Source organism: Azoarcus sp. DD4 (assembly GCF_006496635.1).
Classification (GTDB): domain Bacteria; phylum Pseudomonadota; class Gammaproteobacteria; order Burkholderiales; family Rhodocyclaceae; genus Azoarcus.
In genome coordinates this window covers 412,871-430,973 of record NZ_CP022958.1, presented here as the reverse complement: position 1 = coordinate 430,973, position 18,103 = coordinate 412,871, and the positions used below count along the sequence as shown (strand labels likewise).

General features: G+C 68.3%; 18 protein-coding genes. 11 read left to right on the top strand and 7 right to left on the bottom strand.

Annotation, left to right across the window (positions count from 1 at the left end; all coding sequences use genetic code 11):
- Positions 1–13: 13 nt before the first annotated feature.
- Positions 14–1,342: a ferric reductase-like transmembrane domain-containing protein gene (locus tag CJ010_RS02110; RefSeq protein WP_141016507.1), complete on the bottom strand. Its 1,329-nt coding sequence runs from the start codon at positions 1,340–1,342 to the stop codon at positions 14–16.
- 171 nt (positions 1,343–1,513) lie between these two features.
- Between CJ010_RS02110 and CJ010_RS02105 the strand changes: the two genes are divergently transcribed.
- Positions 1,514–2,413: an EamA family transporter gene (locus CJ010_RS02105; RefSeq protein WP_141016506.1), complete on the top strand. Its 900-nt coding sequence runs from the start codon at positions 1,514–1,516 to the stop codon at positions 2,411–2,413.
- A 20-nt stretch (positions 2,414–2,433) separates the two neighbouring features.
- On the opposite strand, the gene CJ010_RS02100 is transcribed toward CJ010_RS02105, so the two are convergent.
- The 3 genes from CJ010_RS02100 to CJ010_RS02090 all read right to left on the bottom strand — a co-directional run bounded on the left by CJ010_RS02100 (position 2,434) and on the right by CJ010_RS02090 (position 3,725).
- Positions 2,434–2,862 (bottom strand): organic hydroperoxide resistance protein, encoded by a 429-nt coding sequence (locus tag CJ010_RS02100; protein WP_141016505.1) that lies wholly within the window; start codon positions 2,860–2,862, stop codon positions 2,434–2,436.
- A 129-nt stretch (positions 2,863–2,991) separates the two neighbouring features.
- The gene (locus CJ010_RS02095; RefSeq protein ID WP_141016504.1) at positions 2,992–3,462 is read right to left on the bottom strand and encodes a MarR family winged helix-turn-helix transcriptional regulator; all 471 of its coding nucleotides are present in this window, start codon (positions 3,460–3,462) and stop codon (positions 2,992–2,994) included.
- A 26-nt stretch (positions 3,463–3,488) separates the two neighbouring features.
- Positions 3,489–3,725, bottom strand: coding sequence for a hypothetical protein (locus tag CJ010_RS02090; RefSeq protein WP_141016503.1), 237 nt, complete (start codon positions 3,723–3,725; stop codon positions 3,489–3,491).
- Between the two features lie 41 nt (positions 3,726–3,766).
- On the opposite strand from CJ010_RS02090, the gene CJ010_RS02085 reads away from it, so the two are divergent.
- The 9 genes from CJ010_RS02085 to CJ010_RS02045 all read left to right on the top strand — a co-directional run bounded on the left by CJ010_RS02085 (position 3,767) and on the right by CJ010_RS02045 (position 12,176).
- Positions 3,767–4,288 carry a TRAP transporter small permease gene (locus tag CJ010_RS02085; protein ID WP_141016502.1) on the top strand — a complete coding sequence of 174 codons (522 nt, stop codon included), beginning with the start codon at positions 3,767–3,769 and terminating at the stop codon, positions 4,286–4,288.
- A 10-nt stretch (positions 4,289–4,298) separates the two neighbouring features.
- The gene (locus CJ010_RS02080) at positions 4,299–5,585 is read left to right on the top strand and encodes a TRAP transporter large permease (RefSeq protein WP_141016501.1); all 1,287 of its coding nucleotides are present in this window, start codon (positions 4,299–4,301) and stop codon (positions 5,583–5,585) included.
- Positions 5,586–5,609: 24 nt separating this feature from the next.
- Positions 5,610–6,632, top strand: a complete 1,023-nt coding sequence (locus CJ010_RS02075) for a DctP family TRAP transporter solute-binding subunit (RefSeq protein WP_141016500.1) — start codon at positions 5,610–5,612, stop codon at positions 6,630–6,632.
- Positions 6,633–6,645: 13 nt separating this feature from the next.
- Positions 6,646–7,890, top strand: a complete 1,245-nt coding sequence (locus CJ010_RS02070) for a diaminopropionate ammonia-lyase (RefSeq protein WP_141016499.1) — start codon at positions 6,646–6,648, stop codon at positions 7,888–7,890.
- Positions 7,887–9,140 (top strand): Zn-dependent hydrolase, encoded by a 1,254-nt coding sequence (locus CJ010_RS02065; RefSeq protein ID WP_141016498.1) that lies wholly within the window; start codon positions 7,887–7,889, stop codon positions 9,138–9,140. The genes CJ010_RS02070 and CJ010_RS02065 overlap by 4 nt, the downstream gene beginning before the upstream one ends.
- On the top strand, positions 9,137–10,087 hold the full coding sequence (locus CJ010_RS02060) for an N-carbamoyl-D-amino-acid hydrolase (protein ID WP_141016497.1): 951 nt from the start codon (positions 9,137–9,139) through the stop codon (positions 10,085–10,087). The genes CJ010_RS02065 and CJ010_RS02060 overlap by 4 nt, the downstream gene beginning before the upstream one ends.
- 12 nt (positions 10,088–10,099) lie before the next feature.
- A complete protein-coding gene (locus CJ010_RS02055; protein WP_141016496.1) occupies positions 10,100–10,972 on the top strand; it encodes a MurR/RpiR family transcriptional regulator in 873 nt (290 codons plus the stop codon).
- Positions 10,973–11,078: 106 nt separating this feature from the next.
- A complete protein-coding gene (locus tag CJ010_RS02050; RefSeq protein ID WP_141016495.1) occupies positions 11,079–11,630 on the top strand; it encodes a hypothetical protein in 552 nt (183 codons plus the stop codon).
- A gap of 225 nt (positions 11,631–11,855) precedes the next feature.
- On the top strand, positions 11,856–12,176 hold the full coding sequence (locus CJ010_RS02045) for a hypothetical protein (RefSeq protein WP_141016494.1): 321 nt from the start codon (positions 11,856–11,858) through the stop codon (positions 12,174–12,176).
- A 47-nt stretch (positions 12,177–12,223) separates the two neighbouring features.
- Here CJ010_RS02045 and CJ010_RS02040 read toward each other — a convergent pair whose 3' ends face one another.
- Positions 12,224–12,763 carry a hypothetical protein gene (locus CJ010_RS02040; RefSeq protein ID WP_141016493.1) on the bottom strand — a complete coding sequence of 180 codons (540 nt, stop codon included), beginning with the start codon at positions 12,761–12,763 and terminating at the stop codon, positions 12,224–12,226.
- 471 nt (positions 12,764–13,234) lie between these two features.
- Here CJ010_RS02040 and CJ010_RS02035 point away from each other — a divergent pair, with 471 nt between their 5' ends.
- Complete coding sequence (locus CJ010_RS02035) at positions 13,235–14,185, top strand: aldo/keto reductase (RefSeq protein WP_205754876.1); 951 nt, start codon at positions 13,235–13,237, stop codon at positions 14,183–14,185.
- A 55-nt stretch (positions 14,186–14,240) separates the two neighbouring features.
- Here the strand turns inward: CJ010_RS02035 and CJ010_RS02030 are convergent, their stop codons facing one another.
- Complete coding sequence (locus CJ010_RS02030; protein WP_141016492.1) at positions 14,241–14,552, bottom strand: DUF1992 domain-containing protein; 312 nt, start codon at positions 14,550–14,552, stop codon at positions 14,241–14,243.
- 84 nt (positions 14,553–14,636) lie between these two features.
- Positions 14,637–17,990 (bottom strand): PAS domain-containing protein, encoded by a 3,354-nt coding sequence (locus CJ010_RS02025; RefSeq protein WP_205754875.1) that lies wholly within the window; start codon positions 17,988–17,990, stop codon positions 14,637–14,639.
- Between the last annotated feature and the right edge of the window lie 113 nt (positions 17,991–18,103).

The window sequence follows — 18,103 nt, the reverse complement described above, 5'->3', positions numbered from 1 at the left end:
CCGACATCCCCGTTCAGCGCATCTCGAACAGTTCCTGGTGGAAGTCCGCCTGCGCCAGACCGCCGCCGGTGAAGTCGCGCCGCAGCGCGTCGCCGAAGGCGGCCGGGCCGCAGAACCAGACGTCGGCGCTGCGCCAGTCGGGCACCGTGTGGCGGATGCGCTCGGCGTCGAGCCGGCCGTCGCGGGTGCTGACCAGCACGTGCAGTGCGACGCCGGCGCGCTCGGCGTGCTGGCGCAGGCGGCCGATGAAGCCCTCGTCCGGTGCGGCGGTGCTGTAGAAGAGATCGACGTGCTTGCCGTCGGACTGGCCGGCCAGCGCCTGCAGGCGGGCGACGAAGGGCGTGATGCCGATGCCGCCGGCCACCCACACCTGGCGCGGCTTGCTGCCGGCGAAATCGAAGCGGCCATAAGGCCCTTCCACCGTCACCGGATCGCCCACCTTGAGCGTGTCCGGCAGGGTGGCGGTGTAGTCGCCCAGGCCCTTGATCAGGAACACCAGCCGGCCGTCATCCGCCCAGGCCGACGAGATGGTGAAGGGATGCGGCCCTTCGGCCGGGTCGAAGGTGACGAAGGCGAACTGCCCGGCGTCGTGCCCCGGCCAGCGGCCGAGCAGCCGGACGACGACGCGCAGCACGCGGTTGTCCGGGTGGCGCACCAGTTCCTCGATCTCGCCCACCGCCTTGCGGCCGTGGCCGACACGGCGGAACAGCGACAGGAAGGCGGCAACGGTGCCGCCGGCCAGCAGCAGCGCCACCACCGGGCCGACCGGCTCGCGCCAGAAGTCGAACTTCATCAGGATCACCGCATGCCACACCAGCGCCAGGTAGGCGATGGGGATCAGGCGGTGGGTCTTGAAGAAGTGGCGATAGGGAAAGCGCTTGATCAGCGCCAGCGCGATCAGCACCACTACGGCGTAGAAGGCCCATTCGCCGATGGTCTCGGCCAGGTGCGCCTGCTGCTCGAAGAAGCGGAGAACCGGATCGGTCTGCTCCGGCCGCGGCCCGCGCACCGGCCGCTGCAACCAGCCCCAGCCCACCATCCATTTCGTGCCCTTGGCCCAGACAAAATGGATGACGGCCACCACCAGCGCGGTGATGCCCAGCCACTTGTGCAGGCGGTAGCCCTTGTCCAGCCCGCCCAGCCGGGCATCCACCCAGGCAGGCCGCGCGGCCAGCATCATGCCCAGGCTCATGACGCCGATGGCGAGAATGCCGGTGTAGCGCACCATCGCCGCGCGCCAGGGAAAATAGCCCTGCAGGCCGAGCAGGGTCGGTTCGGCCTCCAGCCACAGGGCAGTGAGGACGAGCAGCAGGGCCAGGTAGATGGATTTGATGTTCTTCATGATGCAACCCGTAGCGGAAGTCGGCGCCGCCCCGCGCCCGCGAGCCGCCGCCACCCTTGCACTGTGGCACAACGCATACCCGGACTGTGTATCGCATCGTAGGCGCCGGCCGCTGCTACAGTGTCGCCGCACGACGGGCGGCCCTCCCGCCCGCATGAGGACATGGCGACGATGACGCTGCGCGACCTGCTGCTGGCCCTGCTGGTGATCCTGGTGTGGGGGGCGAACTTCGTCGTCATCAAGGCGGGCGTGGCCGAGGTGCCGCCGCTGCTGCTGGGCGCCCTGCGCTTCACCGCCGCGGCCTTCCCGGCGGTGCTGCTGTTCCGCCGCCCGGCGCTGCCGCTCCGGCTCTATCTCGCCTACGGGCTGACGATTTCGGTGGGGCAGTTCGCCTTCCTGTTCAGCGCCATCCACATCGGCATGCCGTCCGGCCTGGCCTCGCTGGTGCTGCAGTCGCAGGCCTTCTTCACCATGGTGTTCGCCGCGTTCTGGCTGCGGGAAAGGTGGCAGGCACCGCAGGTCGCGGGCCTGCTGCTTGCCGGCTGCGGGCTGGCGTTGATCGGCTCGGCACACGGCGTATCGATGCCGCTCGCCGGCTTCCTGCTCACGCTGCTGGCGGCGACGATGTGGGCCGCCGGCAACATCGTCACCCGGGAGATCGGACACAGTGCCCGCGGCCGGCCGGTCGACATGCAGGCACTGGTGGTGTGGGCCAGCCTGGTGCCGCCGCTGCCCTTCCTGCTGCTGTCGCTGCTGATCGAGGGGCCGGCGCAGATCACGAGCGCGCTGGCGCAATTCAGCCTGCGCTCGGCGGCAGCCGTGGCCTATCTGGCCTGGGCCGCGACCCTGCTCGGCTACGGCATCTGGAGCCGGCTGCTGGCACGCTACCCGGCCAACCAGGTGGCGCCGTTCTCGCTGCTGGTGCCGGTGGTCGGGCTTGCCGCCGGCTGGATGGTCTATGGCGAAGCGCTGCAGCCGGTGCATTTCGGCGGCGGCCTGCTGCTGATGGCCGGGTTGGCGATCAACCTCTTCGGCGCGAAGCTGATTGCGTGCTGGCGGCGCTCCGCCTGAGCGAAGCGCCGCCGCCGGTATCAGACGACGATACTGAGGCGCACGTCGATGTTGCCACGCGTGGCATTGGAGTACGGGCACACGATGTGGGCCGCATCCACCAGTTTCTGCGCGGTGTCGCGGTCCATGCCCGGCAGCGACACTTCCAGGTCCACCTCGATGGCGAAGCCGGTGGGAATGGGGCCGATGCCGACGCTGCCGTTGATCGCCACATCGGCCGGCAGCGCGACCTTGTCGCGGTGGGCGACGAACTTCAGCGCACCGATGAAGCAGGCCGAGTAACCCGCCGCGAAAAGCTGTTCCGGATTGGTGCCGTCGCCGCCGGCACCGCCGAGTTCGCGCGGCGTGGTGAGCCTGAGGTCGAGCACCCCGTCGGACGACACGGCACGGCCGTCACGACCACCGGTGGCTTTGGCATGGGCAACGTAGAGGACTTTTTCGATAGCCATTTGAATACTCCTGGTTTGAGCTTGGGTACTGCACATAGGACGTTGTTGAGTGGTTCGTCCGGACCACATTACACGCTATTAAATAGCGCACTATTTATATATCGCACTGCAACAGCAATCTGCCCTGCCTCACCCGCACGCGGCGGCAAGACGCTCGCGCAAGGTATCCAGCTGCACCTTGAGCTGCACCAGTTCCTCGACCGGGCAGGCCGCCGCACAGAACACCGAACCCGGCACCGGCACCGCCGCCTTCCGCAACGCCCGGCCCTTGTCGCTGAGACGGATGATGACCTGGCGTTCGTCACGGGCATCGCGGGCGCGTGTCAGCAATTCCATCGCCTCCATGCGCTTCAACAGGGGCGTCAGCGTAGCCGAATCCAGATACAGGCGTTCGCCGATTTCCGACACCGTGACATCGTCCCGCTCCCACAGCACCATCATCACCAGGTACTGCGGATAGGTCAGACCGAGTTGGCCGAGCAGCTTGCGGTAGATCTTGTTCATCGCCAGGCTGGTGGCGTAGAGCGAGAAGCAAAGCTGGTCGTCGAGCTTGAGGGAAAGCTCGGGGACTGCGCCTGCGGTGTCGTGTCCGGTGTCCATGGATCACAATATACATAGCGCACTATTTAATAGCAAGTTATTTTTAACGCCCACGCTTGCGCAGCGCCGGCCCGGCGGCGATGCGCCGTTTCAGTGCGTCCGCCGGCACATCCTTCGTCTAGCATGTTTTTCTTTTTGTTCTCAATATCTTGCAGCGCACAATCATGGTGCTGCGCAGCATCACGATGCACCGTTTTAGGAACAATAATTTCATTATTGCGATTCTGAAATTTGTGTTTTAGAGTGATTTCGAAGCGCTGCACCGGCGCCCCCCAATCCACTTACACGAGATTCAGGAGTCATCATGGCCTTGTCTGCGCTTGCACAGCGCGTCGAATGCATCGGCCGCCAGGTAAACCGCGTGGTCGAATGGATCTGCGCCGGCCTGGTCGCCGCCATGGTGCTGGTGGTGTGGCTGGGCGTGGGCGCCCGCTACCTCAGCGAGGGCGGCCTGAGCTGGACCGAGGAGCTCGCCCGCTACCTGATGATATGGGCGGCGCTGCTGGCGGTGTCCTGCGCCGCCTGGTGGCGCGAGCACGTCGGCCTCGATCTGGTCCCCGGCCTCTTGCCGGCCGCCGTGCGGCGCGGCCTCAAGCTCGTCATCGACCTGCTCTGCGTCGGCTTCTTCGCCTTCATGTGCATCTACGGCATCGACATGGCGATAGAGGGACGCAGCCAGTTCTCCACGCTGTTCGGGCTGTCGATGGAGCTGCCCTTCGCCGCGGTGCCGGTGTCCTCGGCGCTCGCCGCCTTCCAGTTCGGTGTGCGCACCCTCACCGATTTCGTCGAACTGCCGCGTGCCGAAGTGGCCGCCACCCCCTACTGAGACCCCGACCATGTGGATCGTCGCAATCGCCTTCTTCGGCCTGATGCTGCTGGGCATGCCCATCGGCGTGGTGCTGGGCATCTCCGGCGCCATCGGCCTGCTGCAACTGGGTGACGCCTCCTTCCTGGCGATGGCGCCCAAGCGCTACTTCGAGGGGCTGGACATGTTCACCTTCATGGCCATGCCCTTCTTCATCCTGGCCGGCGAGCTGATGAACGCCTCCGGCATCACCCAGCGCCTGGTCGCCTTCGCGATGTCGCTGGTGGGCTATCTGCGCGGCGGCCTGGCCCACGCCAACATGGTGGCCTCGGTGCTGTTCGCCGGCATGACCGGCGCTGCGGTGTCGGACGCCGCGGCGATGGGCAACACCCTGGTGCCGGCGATGGTGAAGCAGGGCTACAGCAAGCCCTTCGCCTGCGCGGTGACCGCCGCCGGCTCCATCATCGGGCCGACCATCCCGCCCTCCAACCTGATGGTGATCTACGGCTCCATCATGGGCGTGTCGATCGCCGGCCTGTTCGCCGCCGGCATCGTGCCGGGCCTGCTGATCTGTGCGATCTGCATGGCGGTGATCGGCGCGCTGGGCAGGAAGCTCGGCCTGCCCAAGGGCGAAGGCCGGCCCTCGCTGACGAGCATCCTGAAGAGCTTCAAGGACAGCCTGATCGGCCTCACCATGCCGGCCATCATCCTCGGCGGCATCCTGCTCGGCGTGGTCACGCCCACCGAGGCGGCGTCGATCGCGGTGGCCTACGCCATGTTCGTCGGCTTCGTCATCTACCGCACGCTGGACCTCAAGCAGGTCGGCATCATGCTGATCCGCACCGCGCGCATCACCGGCGCGGTGTTCCTGATCATCGCCGCCGCCTCCATCCTGTCGTGGTGGCTGACCTTCCACCAGATCCCGCAGATGATCGCCCAGGCCATGCTGTCCATCACCGACAGCCGCGCCGGCGTGATCGGCATGATCCTGGCGCTGCTGCTCATCGTCGGCATGTTCCTCGACATCACCGCCGCGCTGATCATCCTCGCCCCGGTGCTCGGCCCGCTCACCGCCGCCGTGGGCATCGAGCCGGTCCATGCCGGGATCATGATCATCCTGGCGCTCAACATCTCGCTGATGACGCCGCCGGTGGGCGCCTGCCTGTTCGTGCTGTGCTCGGTCACCGGCGAAAAGCTCGAACGCATCGCCCGCGCGCTCACCCCCTTCATCCTCGCCGAGGTCGCGATCCTGTTCCTGATCGCCTACTGGTCCGACCTCACCCTGCTCGTCCCCCGCTGGTTCGGTTACGTCAACTAAGTCTGCAAACCCTGGAGCCCCGCCATGAAACTGAAGACCCTGCTCACCGCCGCTGCCGTCTCGCTCGCCTTCGCCGTCGCCCCCGCCCATGCGGAGAAGATCATCAAGCTGCACCACCTGAACGTCGACGACCCCTTCGAGAGCACCACCGGGGCGATGGTCACCGTGTTCAAGAACCTGGTCGAAGCCGGCACCGGCGGCTCGGTGAAGGTGCAGACCTTCCCCAACGGCCAGCTCGGCAAGGACAACGAGGTGCTGTCGCAGGTGAAGGCCGGCCTGGTGCAGTCGGGCGTGTTCTCGGTGGGCGGCTTCGCCAGCGCCTACCCGATGATAGGCGTGCTCGACCTGCCCTTCGTCTTCCCCGACATTTCCTCCACCTACACCGTGCTCGACGGCCCCTTCGGCCAGAAGCTGGGCGCCGACATCGAGAAGAAGACCGGCATGGAAGTGCTCGGCTTCGGTGATTCCGGCGGCTTCTTCGCCATCACCAACTCGAAGAAGGCGATCAAGACCCCGGACGACCTCAAGGGCCTGAAGATCCGCACCCAGACGCTGGAATCGCACAAGCGGGTGATCTCCAGCCTCGGCGGCCAGCCGGCGGCGATCGCCTGGGCCGAGGTCTATACCGCGCTGCAGACCGGCGTCGCCGACGGCCAGATGAACCCGGTTCCCATCATCACCATGGCCAAGTTCAACGAGGTGCAGAAGCACATCACCCTCACCGACCACCTGTTCGCGCCCTACGTCTGGGTGATCAACCGCAAGTTCTTCGACAGCCTGACGCCGGACGAGCAGGCCGTGGTCAAGAACGCAGCCAAGAGCGCCATCGTCGCCAACCGCGGCATCAGCCGCATCATCGAAGCGTCGAACAAGGGCCTGCCGACGCTGGCCAAGACCATGACCGTGACCACCCTCACGCCGAAGGAGAAGGCCGCCTTCCGCGACGCCGCCCAGCCGGCGGTGAAGAGCTACATCGTCGAGACCTTCGGCAAGGAAGGCGAGGACATGCTCGGCGCGCTGCTGCACGCGGTGGACGCGGCCAAGTAAGGACGGGCGAGACATGCACGACGCCACCGCCCTGCTCGACACCCTCGCCACGCTGCCGCTGGCCCACTGCAGCGGCCGCCCGGCGACGGGCGCCTACCCCGACCGCCTCAAGCCCATCCTCAGCCTCGCCGCCCATGCCGAGGCGATGACCGAAATTGCCGACTGGCCGGGCTACGCGCCCACGCCGCTGATCGCCCTGCCCGGCCTGGCACGCGCCGCCGGCGTCGGCGCCATCCACTACAAGCAGGAGGCCGGGCGCTTCGGGCTGGGCAGCTTCAAGGCGCTCGGCGGCGCCTACGCGGTGCTGCGCCTGCTGAAGAAGGAGATCGCCCGCCGCAGCGGCCAGCAGGCCAGCAGCCGCGACCTGCTCGAAGGCCGCTTCCGCGACATCGTCGGCAACATCACCGTGGCCTGCGCCACCGACGGCAACCACGGCCGTTCGGTGGCCTGGGGCGCGCAGATGTTCGGCTGCCAGTGCGTGATCTACATCCACGCCACCGTGTCCGAAGGCCGCCGCGCCGCCATCGCCCGCTACGGCGCCGAGGTGGTGCGCACCGCCGGCAACTACGACGACGCGGTGCGCGCCGCCGACGCCGCGGCGAAGGAAAACGGCTGGTTCATCGTCTCCGACACCTCCTATCCCGGCTACACCGACGTGCCGCGCGACGTGATGCAGGGCTACTCGGTGATGGTCGAGGAGGCGCTGCGCCAGTGGCCGGAAGCCGCGCCGCCTACCCATGTGTTCGTCCAGGGCGGCGTCGGCGGTTTCGCCGCCGCCGTCTGCGCGCAGATGTGGGAACGCCTCGGCGACGCCCGCGGCCGGCTGGTGCTGGTCGAGCCCGACAAGGCCGCCTGCCTCTACGCCTCGGCGCTGGCCGGCGCGCCCACTGCGGTGCATGGCGATCTCGACACCCTGATGGCGGGCCTGGCCTGCGGCGAAGTCTCGCTGATCGCCTGGGACGTGCTCGAAGCCGGCGCCGCCGACTTCCTCACCGTGCCGGATTCCTCCGCGGTGACCTGCATGCGCCTGCTGGCCGACGCGCCCTACGGCGACACTCCGGTGGTGGCCGGCGAATCCGCGGTGGCCGGACTGGCCGGCATGCTGATGGCCGCCGCCCGCCCCGACACCGCCGCCGCGCTCGGCCTCGGCCCGGACAGCCGGGTGCTGTTCTTCGGCAGCGAAGGCGCCACCGACCCGGCGCTGTACGAACAGCTGGTCGGGCGCAGCGCCGAGGCGGTCGAACGGGGCGCGGCATGAGCAGCGCCCGCATCAACGGCGAGCGCCTGCAGCGACGCATCGCCGCGCTGGCCGAGGTCGGCGCCATCGACGGCGGCGGCTGCGCCCGGCTGGCGCTGAGCGATGCCGACCGAGCCGGCCGCGACCTGGTCTGCGGCTGGATGCGCGAACTCGGCCTCGCGGTCACGGTGGACGCCATCGGCAACGTGGTCGGCCTGCGCGCCGGCCGCGTCGATGGCCCGGCGGTGATGACCGGCTCGCACATCGACACCGTGCGCACCGGCGGCCGCTTCGATGGCAACTACGGCGTGCTCGCCGGCCTCGAAGTGGTGGCCGCGCTCAACGAGGGTGGCCTCAGTACCGAGCACCCGCTGGCGGTGGCCTTCTTCACCAACGAGGAAGGTGCCCGCTTCGCACCCGACATGCTCGGCAGCCTGGTCTACACCGGCGGCCTTGCGCTCGACGCGGCGCTCGCCACCACCGGCATCGACGGCGCCAGCGTGGGCGCGGAACTCGCCCGCATCGGCTACGCCGGCCCGGCGCCGGTGCCGGCCGCCGCGCCGCGCGCCTTCGTCGAGCTGCATGTGGAGCAGGGCCCGGTGCTCGACCGCGAAGGGCTGGACATCGGCGTGGTCGAATCGGTGCAGGGCATCTCGTGGACCGAGATCGAAATCCGCGGCACCTCCAACCACGCCGGCACCACGCCGATGGCCCTGCGCCGCGACGCCGGCTGGGCCGCCGGTTCCATCATCAATTTCGTGCGCGAGCTGGCACAGGAACTGGGCGGCGACCAGGTCGCCACCGTCGGCCGCATCGAATTCTTCCCCAATCTGGTGAACGTGGTGCCCAACCGTGCCGTGCTCACCGTCGACCTGCGCAACACCGACGAAGAACGCCTGCGCATCGCCGAAGCCCGGCTCGCCGCCCATCTGGACGCGCTGCGCGACGCCGAGAAGGTGGAGATCTCCACCCGCAAACTGGCACGCTTCGCGCCGGTGCGCTTCGACCCCGCCATGTGCGACCGCATCGAAACCCACGCCCGCGCCCTCGGCCTCGCCACCCGGCGCATGCCCAGCGGCGCCGGCCACGACGCCCAGATGCTGGCCGCCGTCTGCCCCACCGCGATGATCTTCGTCCCCAGCGTGGACGGCATCAGCCACAACGTCCGCGAATACACCCACGCCCGCCACATCGAAGCCGGCGCCCAGGTACTGCTCGCCGTTCTCACCGAACTGGCCGGCGGCACCCAACCCGCAGGAGAACACCCATGAGCCGCAAGACCCTAGTCGGCGCCGCCCAGCTCGGCCCGATCGCCCGTTCCGACACCCGCCGCCAGGTGGTCGCCCGCATGATCGAGCTGATGCGCCAGGCCAAGGCGCGCGGCTGCGACACCGTCGCCTTCCCCGAGCTGGCGCTCACCACCTTCTTCCCGCGCTGGTACTTCGAGGACCAGACCGACATCGACGCCTGGTTCGAACGCGAGATGCCCGGCCCCGACACCCTGCCGCTGTTCGAGGAAGCGAAGAAGCTCGGCATCGGCTTCTACCTCGGCTACGCCGAACTGGCGCAGGAAGCCGACGGTGTGCATCGCTACAACACCGCCATCCTGGTGGACAAGACCGGCGCCATCGTCGGCAAGTACCGCAAGGTGCATCTGCCCGGCCACCGCGAGCACGAACCCTGGCGCGCCTTCCAGCATCTGGAAAAGCGCTATTTCGAACGCGGCAACCTCGGCTTCGGCGCCTGGCGCACCCAGGTCGGCGCGCACCGGGGCATCCTCGGCATGGCGCTGTGCAACGACCGCCGCTGGCCCGAAACCTACCGCGTGCTCGGCCTGCAGGGCGTGGAGATGGCCTTCATCGGCTACAACACCCCCATCCACTACCCGCCGGTGCCGGAGCACGACCACCTGCAGGGCTTCCACAACCACCTGGTGCTGCAGGCCGGCGCCTACCAGAACGGCATGTGGATCGTCGGCATCGCCAAGGCAGGCAAGGAAGAAGGCTGCGACCTGCTCGGCCAGAGCTGCATCATCGCCCCCACCGGCGAGATCGTGGCGATGTGCTCGACGGTGGAGGACGAGCTGGTGACCGCGGAATGCGACCTCGACCGCTGCCGCGAGCTCAAGGACAATGTCTTCAACTTCGGCCTGCACCGCGAGCCGGAAACCTACCGCCTGATCGTCGACACCAAGGGCCCGGTCGAACCGGCGCACTGATCGGGCACCATCATGAACGGGAGCACCGCCATCAAGCGCAGCAAGGGCTTCAAGCCGATCGACGAACGCATCGAAGCGCTCACCGAGGCGCTGCCCGATTCCGAGCGCAAGCTGGCGGAACTGCTCGCCGCTCAGCCAGCGCTGCTCGCCACCCACTCCGCCACCGAGCTGGCGGAGATCGCCGGCAGCTCCAAGGCGGCGGTGACGCGCTTCATCCAGCGCCTGGGCTACGACGGCTTCGCCACCGCGCGGCGCGAAGCGCGCGAGGCCCAACGCTGGGGTGCGCCTGCCTTCCAGGTGGCAACCGACCTTTCCGCCACCTCGGACGACGCCTTCGGCGAGCATCTGCGGCGCGACCTGCAGAACCTCGCCCTCACCTTCGAGAAGCTCGCCGCCGGCGTGGTCGAACCCGCCGTCGCCACGCTGGCCCGCGCGCGCCGCGTCGGCGTGGTCGGCTACCGCAACAGCCATGCGCTGGCGCAGTACTTCGCCCGCCAGCTGGTGCTGCTCAAGGACCATGTCGCCCTGCTGCCGCAGGCCGGCCAGACCGTGGGCGAAGACCTCGCCGGCTTCGGCGCCGACGACATGCTGGTGATCCTCGCCTTCCGCCGCCGCGTGCCCATCGTCGCGCAGATCGCCCGCCTGGCGAAAAAGGCCGGCATCCCGGTGCTGGTGCTGACCGACGCCGCCACCCCGGCGAAAGACGTCGACGCCAACTGGCGCATCGCCTGCGAGACCAGCGGATCGGGCCGCTTCGACTCCTACGCCGCGGCGATGAGCGTGCTCAACCTGCTGGTGTCGGCGCTGGCGCAGCGGCCGGAGGTGCTGGCGGGCAATCGCCTGCGCGCCGCCGAACGGCTGCACGAGGGGCTGGACGAGCTGTAGCCCGCCTCGGGGCGCCCATCGGGCGCCGCCCCCACATCCCCCGGCACCATCGCCCGCGCAAGACTATTCTTCACTTACCTCCCAGCCCGACCGAGCGAGGTAAGCCATGTTCGACAGGCAAGACTTCATCCAGAACTGCATCGCCGCCGCTGCCGAAGGGCAGGCTGCAATACGCGAACTCGTCGCCGAGGCGGTCTCCGACCCCACGCGCATCGCAGCCGAACTCGGCCCGCCGACCCACGCCGGCCTCACGCCCCTGTACCGCTCGAAGACGCTCACCATCATCCACTTCGTGTGGGCACCGTGCATGAGCCTGATGCCCCACAACCACCAGATGTACTCGGTGGTCGGCATCTACGACGGACGCGAAGACAACGTCTTCTGGCGCCGCAAGGCAGCGTCCATCGAGGCCGTCGGCGCCGCGTCGCTGGGCGCGCGCGACGTGGTCACTCTCGCGCCCGATGCCATCCACTCTGTCCTCAACCCCATCGGCAGGATGACCCTCGCCATCCATGTGTATGGCGGCGACTTCTTCGCGCCGGAACAACCGCGCAGCCAGTGGGATCATGAAACGCTGGCCGAGGAGGCCTGGGACGTCGAGAGGGTCAAGCGCATCTTCGCGGACGCGGAACGACGCTTCGGGGTGACGACAGGCTGAGGCCCAGGTGCACGCAGCCGCACTGCAACTTCCTTACCGCTGAAGCGCTTCACCTGCGTGCCCCTCCGCTCCCGATCTCGGGGCCTCTGCGACATCCGCAAGGCGCGACTTTGTCACGAACGACACATCACACTTCTGTCCTGCCAACGAAATCAGCAACTTGCCGATTGGCGCGAAAATTGATTCGGATGCCGGTCATGCCTGCACGCAGTCAATGAGGAACCCATGTCCGAAGTCATCCAGTTCCCGGTCCAGAACAAGCAGCAAAGCTCGGACCTCGAAGCCGTCATCGACAAGGCCCTGGCCGGCATCCCGGACAAGGAGCGGGAGAAGATCCGGTTCGACCTGATCAAGACGGTCGACAGCTATGACGCCTTCTTCACCGAATGGACCCTGAGCCTGCCCGACGAAGGCAACGAAACGCTGAAGAAGCAGATCTACGACATCGCCCATCAGGAGCATGAAAGGAAGATGCGCATGCTTGCCGACATCATCCGGCTCAAGATCCAGGTCCTGGTCGCGGAATACCACAAGCGACGGCTTTGAGCGCGTCGGTGGTTGCCGTCGGCTAATCGACTTTTGCAGCCTCGATATCAAAACCCGCACTTCAACCGCCACATCTCGTCCTTCACCCGCCGCCGCTGCTCCCGCAGCCACTCCTGATACTGCGAGCTTCCGCCCCGGCGCGCGGCCTCGTCGATCCGGTCGATATCGCGCTCCAGCAATTCGCACCGGCCTGCGTTCAATTCCCCAGGGCTTGGGTTCCGTGCGATCAGGCCCACCGTGCCGCCCTCGCGCGCAGTAGCGGTGGCCGGCGCAGGCGGGGGGAGGACGACCTTGGGCGGATTGACGATGCTGAAAGTGCCGCCGGCAAGCTCGCCCTGCCGTGCGCCGCTCGGGCACGGTGCGGCCTGGTAGGTGACCTTGCCCGCGTGCTCGCAGCGCACAAGTGCATTGGCGCCGGGTACAGGACGCGGCACAGCCTGCGGGACTGCCGTTCCACCAGTCGGCGCGGCTGCAGTCGGGGCCGGCAGCACCGCAACGGGTTTGCGCTGCGCGTCCCACCACAGGCCTGCGCCGAGCAGGCCGGCGAGCGCGACGGTCAGCAGGATGGCGAGTGCGTTGTGTTTCATGGCCGGGCACACCGGTCATTCATCGCACGGCCGCGCCGCTGGCGGTCCTTCCTTGCTGAGGGACGGCCGTGGTCTGGTCACTGTCTGCCGGATAAACATCTGACGGTGCGCGGGTGCCGGCGATATTTCGATGCCGGAATGCTATGCCACTCATCACGGATTGATAAGCCGATTTCATCGCCTTGTGTGAAATGGGTATCGGGCGGCTACGACATCGGATCTCCCCGGATCGGCGGAGGGGCACCACGATGCCACCAGCCGGCCCGACGGCAGGGAGGTCCGAACAGAAGCAGGATCGCAATCGAGAGCGGCGCCAACAGCGGCTGCGAGCACGCCATCGGTGACGATGGATCGATGGGATGCCCGCTGAATCAGGGTACCCGGCTCCCGCGCTGCGCGCGTGGATGACCATGGCCGAACCGCGCATGCGTCACGGCGGTCGAACCAGGACCTCCCACCGGACCCCAGCGGATGGACGAACCCGCACCGCCACCCTTGCCGCCGCATGCCGGCCGGCGCCGTTTTCTGGCGCTGGCGGCGCTGGGCATGCTGGGCTTGCCACGCCGGTCTGCGGCCCAGTCCGCCGCATCGTCACGTCCAGTGCCCTCCACCGGCGAACGCCTGCCGGCCATCGGCATGGGAACGTGGATCACCTTCGACATCGGCAGCGGGCGCGGCAACACCGATGCGCGCACCGCGCGCTGGCAAGTGCTGCAGGAATTCTTCGCCGCCGGCGGACGGCTGATCGACTCCTCGCCGATGTATGGCAGCGCCGAGGCGGTATTGGGCGAGTTGCTGCAGCAAAGCCCGGGCGCGGCGGCGCTGTTTTCCGCAACCAAGGTGTGGACGCCGGGGCAGTGGCTGGGCGAGCAGCAGATGGCGCGCTCGCTGGCCTTATGGGGGCTGCCGCGCTTCGACCTGATGCAGATCCACAACCTGCTGGACTGGGAGGCCCACCTGCCGACGCTGCAGCGCATGAAGGCCGACGGCCGGGTGCGCTACATCGGCATCACCACCTCGCATGGCAGCCGCCATGCCGCGTTCGAGCGCATCATGCGGCGCGAGCGCCTGGATTTTGTGCAGTTCACCTACAACATCGCGCACCGCGAAGTCGAGGAAAGGCTGTTGCCGCTGGCGGCCGAACGCGGCTGCGCTGTCATCATCAACCGGCCCTTAGACGGCGGCCGGCTGTTCGACGGCGTGCGCGGCAAGCCGCTGCCGGGCTGGGCGGCGGAAATCGGCTGTGCGAACTGGGCGCAGGTCTTTCTCAAGTTCGTCATTTCGCATCCGGCGGTGACCTGCGCCATTCCCGCCACCTCGCAGCCGGCGCACATGCACGAGAACATGGGCGCACTCGCCGGGACGCTGCCCGACGCCGCGTTGCGCCGGCGCATGGCGGAAGACTTCGAACGCCTGCGCTGACGCACCTTCGGCGCTGCAGACCGCAGCCGGCAGCGCTGGCGAACGATGACCGAGCTCAGCGCCGCTGCATTTCCGCCAACCGCAGGATGAGCAGCCCGAGTTCGCGCCGCACCCGCTCGCGCGCCTCGCCCTCCAGCGTTTCCAGCTGCGCGCGCAGTGCGGCGATCTCCTTGCGCAGGCCGATTTCCGGCGGTGCCATGCCGGCGTTCTTGAGGATGTGGTTGGCCATGCGCTGCTCGGCCGACAGCAATGGCTCCTCGTCGAACACCAGCGGCCGCCCGGCACCGGGCAGACGGTCGAACTCGCCGCGCCTCAGGGCTTCGGCGATGCGTTGTTCGGCGAGGATGTCGAAGACGGAAAGCGACATGGCGGCGGGACGGCGGCCGGCTGGGCGGATAGCGCGAGCTTACGCCGATCGGCCCGCCGTGCGCTCGCCGCCCGCAACGTCGGCTCAGGCCTCGGCGACGCACACCCGGTTGCGGCCGGCGCCCTTGGCGGCGTAGAGCGCGGCATCCGCGCGTACCAGCGCGGCGCTGGCGGTGACGTCGGACGCCAGCGCCGTCACGCCGATACTGACCGTGACGGTGACGCTGCCGGCGTCGGTGTTCGCCGGGTTGAAGCTCAGGGTTGCGCGCAGCCGTTCGGCCAGACGCCGGCCATCTTCCAGCGTGGTGCCGGGCAGCAGCACCGCGAACTCCTCGCCGCCGAGGCGGCCGGCCACGTCGCTGCTGCGCAGGCTGTGACGGATGAGTTCGGCAACGTGCTGCAGCACGCGGTCGCCGACCGGATGGCCATAACTGTCGTTGATGCGTTTGAAATGGTCGATGTCCAGCATCAGCAGCACACCGCGCCGGACCGGCTCACCCGCCCGATCGAACATCGCCTGCTCCAGGCTGGCCATGAAGGCGCGGCGATTGGGCAAGCCGGTCAGCGCATCGGTGGAGGCCAGGGTGGCGAGCATGGTTTCGCGCTGCTTGCGCTCGGTGATGTCGCGTACCAGCCAGAGGTGGCCGAGGTCGTCCTGCTCGCGCAGGATAGGCACCCAGTCGATCTCCAGGTTGCGCCCGCCCTCACCGACCACCTCGATGGTGCGACGCTGTTCGCGCTGCGGGCCGGACCCCGGATTGCGCAGCCAGCCGAGGCCGGCCTCGCCGCCCAGCTGGCGCAGGGCGTCCTGACCCAAGCCCGGCAGCGCCGACGCCGTACAGGGCAGGTCGAGCAACTGGCAGAGGCTTTCGTTGGCCATCACGATGCGCTTGTTCGCGTCCTCCACCAGCACGCCGCCGGGAAAGCGTTCGAGCAGGGTGGTGAGGCGCATGCGTTCGGTTTCGAGTGCCGCTTCGGCCAGGTAGCGTTCGGTGATGTCGATCAGCAGCCAGATCACCGCGCCATCGGGCTGCTCCGGATCGAGCAGGGTGCCGCTGGCGTCGAACCAGCGGGTGCGGCCCAGCGCATCGACCACCGGCCATTCGCAGCGCATCGCGCCCGTGGCCCGCAACTGGCCGTACTGGCTGCCGAAATCACGGTAGCTCGCCTCGCTCACATGCAGGCGGCGGAAATCGAAACCCGTCATATCCTCGCCCGGCAGTCCGAACAGTTCGCGCGCGCGGGCATTGGCGTAGAGCGCCCGGCGCTCGCACGAGGCGACGAAGATCGCGGCCGCGCCCTGGTCGAGCAGGGCGCGCCGCAGCTGCGCGTCGGCGACGCGCTGGCTGATGTCGCTGTAGGTGCCTATCATCCGCAGCGGTTCGGCCCCCTCCCAGTCGACCACCCGGCCGCGGCCTTCCACCCACAACCACTCGCCGGACGCGGTTCGCATGCGGAATTCGTCGGACGCGACCGACGCATCGTGGCGTTGCTTCCCGATCTGGGCGTGCAGGCTGGCCAGCGTGCGTTCGCGGTCGGCCGGATGCAGCCGATCCGCCCAGTCGTCGATCGACAGGCCGGTGCTGTCCGGCGCCAGCCCCAGCATCTCGTAGCAGCGCGCATCCCAGCGCAGGCTGCCGCTGCGCATGTCCCATTCCCACAGCCCGTCGCGCACCGCCGCCACCGTCAGGCGCAGGCGCTCCTCGCTGCGCTGCAGGGCCTCGGACGCCGCGTGCGCCGCGGTCACATCGTGGATGTAGCCGTGCCACAGCGTACCCCCGTCCGCGGTACGTTCGGGGTTGGCCTGGCCGAGCAGCCAGCGCACGGTGCCGTCGGCAAAGCGCACCCGGTACTCGCACCGCCAGGTCGACAGCTGCTCGCCGGATTGCCGGATCGATGCCGACACCCGCTCCACGTCGTCGGGATGCAGGTTGGCGAAGACCTTGTCGGCGGACTCGGCCGCCTCTTCCGGCGTCACCCGGTAGATGTCGGCAATACCGGGGCTGGCGTAGGGAAAGTGACTCGTGCCGTCCGGCCGCAACAGGTACTGGTAGATGACGCCCGGCACCTCGGCCACCAGCTTGGCGATGCGGCCGCGCAGCTCCGCCCGCACGGCCTCCGCTTCCTTGCGTTCGGTGATATCCAGATGCGTGCCGACCACGCGCAGCGCTGCGCCCTTGTCGTCGCGCGCCACCACCCGGCCGCGGTCCAGCACCCATACCCAGTGGCCGTCCCGGTGGCGTAGGCGGTGTTCCGACTCGTATAGCCGCGCTTCGCCGCGCAAGTGGGCACCGAGCGCGGCATGGATCACCTTCCAGTCGTCCGGATGGACCAGTTTCTCCCAGGTCGACACGTCGGCAGCAAGCTCGTCCACCCGGTAACCCAGCATCTGCGCCCAGCGCGTGTCGAAACGGGTGACGCCAGTGCTCACGTTCCAGTCCCAGGCGCCGAGGTCGCCACCGCTCAAGGCGAGTTCCAGCCGCTCGCTGCTCTCGGCCAGGCGCGCGGCGTGGCGCTGCTTCTGCACGAACAGCCAGGTAATCCACAGCGCTGCGATCACCAGCAGCACCGAACCGATGAGATTGCGCTGGCGGCCGTCGTGGATGACCGCTTCCACCGGCGCCAGCGCGTGGGCCTTGTCCAGCCCCAGGCTGATCAGCACCGGATAGGCGCTCGCGCGATGCCAGGCATAGCAGCGCGCCACCCCGTCGACGGGAGAAACGATGTCGTAGGCGCCGCTGGGCTGCGCCCTGTCGGCGAGGAAGGAGCGCTCCGGCGGCACCGAGCGGCCGAGCACCTCGTCCAGCCGGTGGGAGCGCGCCAGGTAGCTGCCGTCGTCGCGCAGCAGCAGCACCACGTCGCTGTCGTCGGGAAAGATCTCGTGGAAGGATCTGGACAGGTATTCGGGAGAGATCGACACCACCACCACGCCGGCCAGCCGGCCGTCGACCACGATGGGCCGCGAGAACTGTACCGACCAGCGCTGCGACACCCGGCCGCGCACCGGGTGGCTGATGAAGAGCCGCGGTGCGGCGCCGTCGAGGTGCGCCTTGAAATGCTCGCGGTCGGCGATAGACACCGCCACCGTCGAGGTCGCGTCGGGCCGGTCGAGGCTGGAGTAGACCATCCTGCCGTCACGATCGGCGACGCTGACCTGCACCAGGGCACCGGCCGGCAAGGCCGCCCCGGCGGTCGCCACCACATTGCGGAAATGCGCCGGGTTGGTGCCCGTCCAGGCATTGGCGAGATTGCGCGCCATGTAGTCGATGTCGCCGATCAACGAGTCGATATGCAGCGCCATCGCCTGTGCGGTTTGCGCCGCCCGCAGCCGCGTCTGGGCACTGGCATCGCGTCGCTGCGTCGCATGGCTGTCGAACAGCATCACCCAGTAGATGGCGAGCGCCAGCGCCAGGATCAGCCAGGCGGCGGACACGCGCATCAGCAGCGGGAGATTGCGACGACGGAAAAAACGGGAAATCGGCCCGTTGCGATCTGACATATGACGAAATTAAGTGAGACGGGCCTTTTCCACAGCGTAAGAATGATAGGGCA

Excerpts from the sequence above, each read along its gene's own strand:
- CJ010_RS02110 (WP_141016507.1), bottom strand. The coding sequence starts at position 1,342 with ATGAAGAACATCAAATCCATCTACCTGGCCCTGCTGCTCGTCCTCACT.
- CJ010_RS02105 (WP_141016506.1), top strand. The coding sequence starts at position 1,514 with ATGACGCTGCGCGACCTGCTGCTGGCCCTGCTGGTGATCCTGGTGTGG.
- CJ010_RS02100 (WP_141016505.1), bottom strand. The coding sequence starts at position 2,862 with ATGGCTATCGAAAAAGTCCTCTACGTTGCCCATGCCAAAGCCACCGGT.
- CJ010_RS02095 (WP_141016504.1), bottom strand. The coding sequence starts at position 3,462 with ATGGACACCGGACACGACACCGCAGGCGCAGTCCCCGAGCTTTCCCTC.
- CJ010_RS02085 (WP_141016502.1), top strand. The coding sequence starts at position 3,767 with ATGGCCTTGTCTGCGCTTGCACAGCGCGTCGAATGCATCGGCCGCCAG.
- CJ010_RS02080 (WP_141016501.1), top strand. The coding sequence starts at position 4,299 with ATGTGGATCGTCGCAATCGCCTTCTTCGGCCTGATGCTGCTGGGCATG.
- CJ010_RS02075 (WP_141016500.1), top strand. The coding sequence starts at position 5,610 with ATGAAACTGAAGACCCTGCTCACCGCCGCTGCCGTCTCGCTCGCCTTC.
- CJ010_RS02070 (WP_141016499.1), top strand. The coding sequence starts at position 6,646 with ATGCACGACGCCACCGCCCTGCTCGACACCCTCGCCACGCTGCCGCTG.
- CJ010_RS02065 (WP_141016498.1), top strand. The coding sequence starts at position 7,887 with ATGAGCAGCGCCCGCATCAACGGCGAGCGCCTGCAGCGACGCATCGCC.
- CJ010_RS02060 (WP_141016497.1), top strand. The coding sequence starts at position 9,137 with ATGAGCCGCAAGACCCTAGTCGGCGCCGCCCAGCTCGGCCCGATCGCC.
- CJ010_RS02055 (WP_141016496.1), top strand. The coding sequence starts at position 10,100 with ATGAACGGGAGCACCGCCATCAAGCGCAGCAAGGGCTTCAAGCCGATC.
- CJ010_RS02050 (WP_141016495.1), top strand. The coding sequence starts at position 11,079 with ATGTTCGACAGGCAAGACTTCATCCAGAACTGCATCGCCGCCGCTGCC.
- CJ010_RS02045 (WP_141016494.1), top strand. The coding sequence starts at position 11,856 with ATGTCCGAAGTCATCCAGTTCCCGGTCCAGAACAAGCAGCAAAGCTCG.
- CJ010_RS02040 (WP_141016493.1), bottom strand. The coding sequence starts at position 12,763 with ATGAAACACAACGCACTCGCCATCCTGCTGACCGTCGCGCTCGCCGGC.
- CJ010_RS02035 (WP_205754876.1), top strand. The coding sequence starts at position 13,235 with ATGGACGAACCCGCACCGCCACCCTTGCCGCCGCATGCCGGCCGGCGC.
- CJ010_RS02030 (WP_141016492.1), bottom strand. The coding sequence starts at position 14,552 with ATGTCGCTTTCCGTCTTCGACATCCTCGCCGAACAACGCATCGCCGAA.
- CJ010_RS02025 (WP_205754875.1), bottom strand. The coding sequence starts at position 17,990 with ATGCGCGTGTCCGCCGCCTGGCTGATCCTGGCGCTGGCGCTCGCCATC.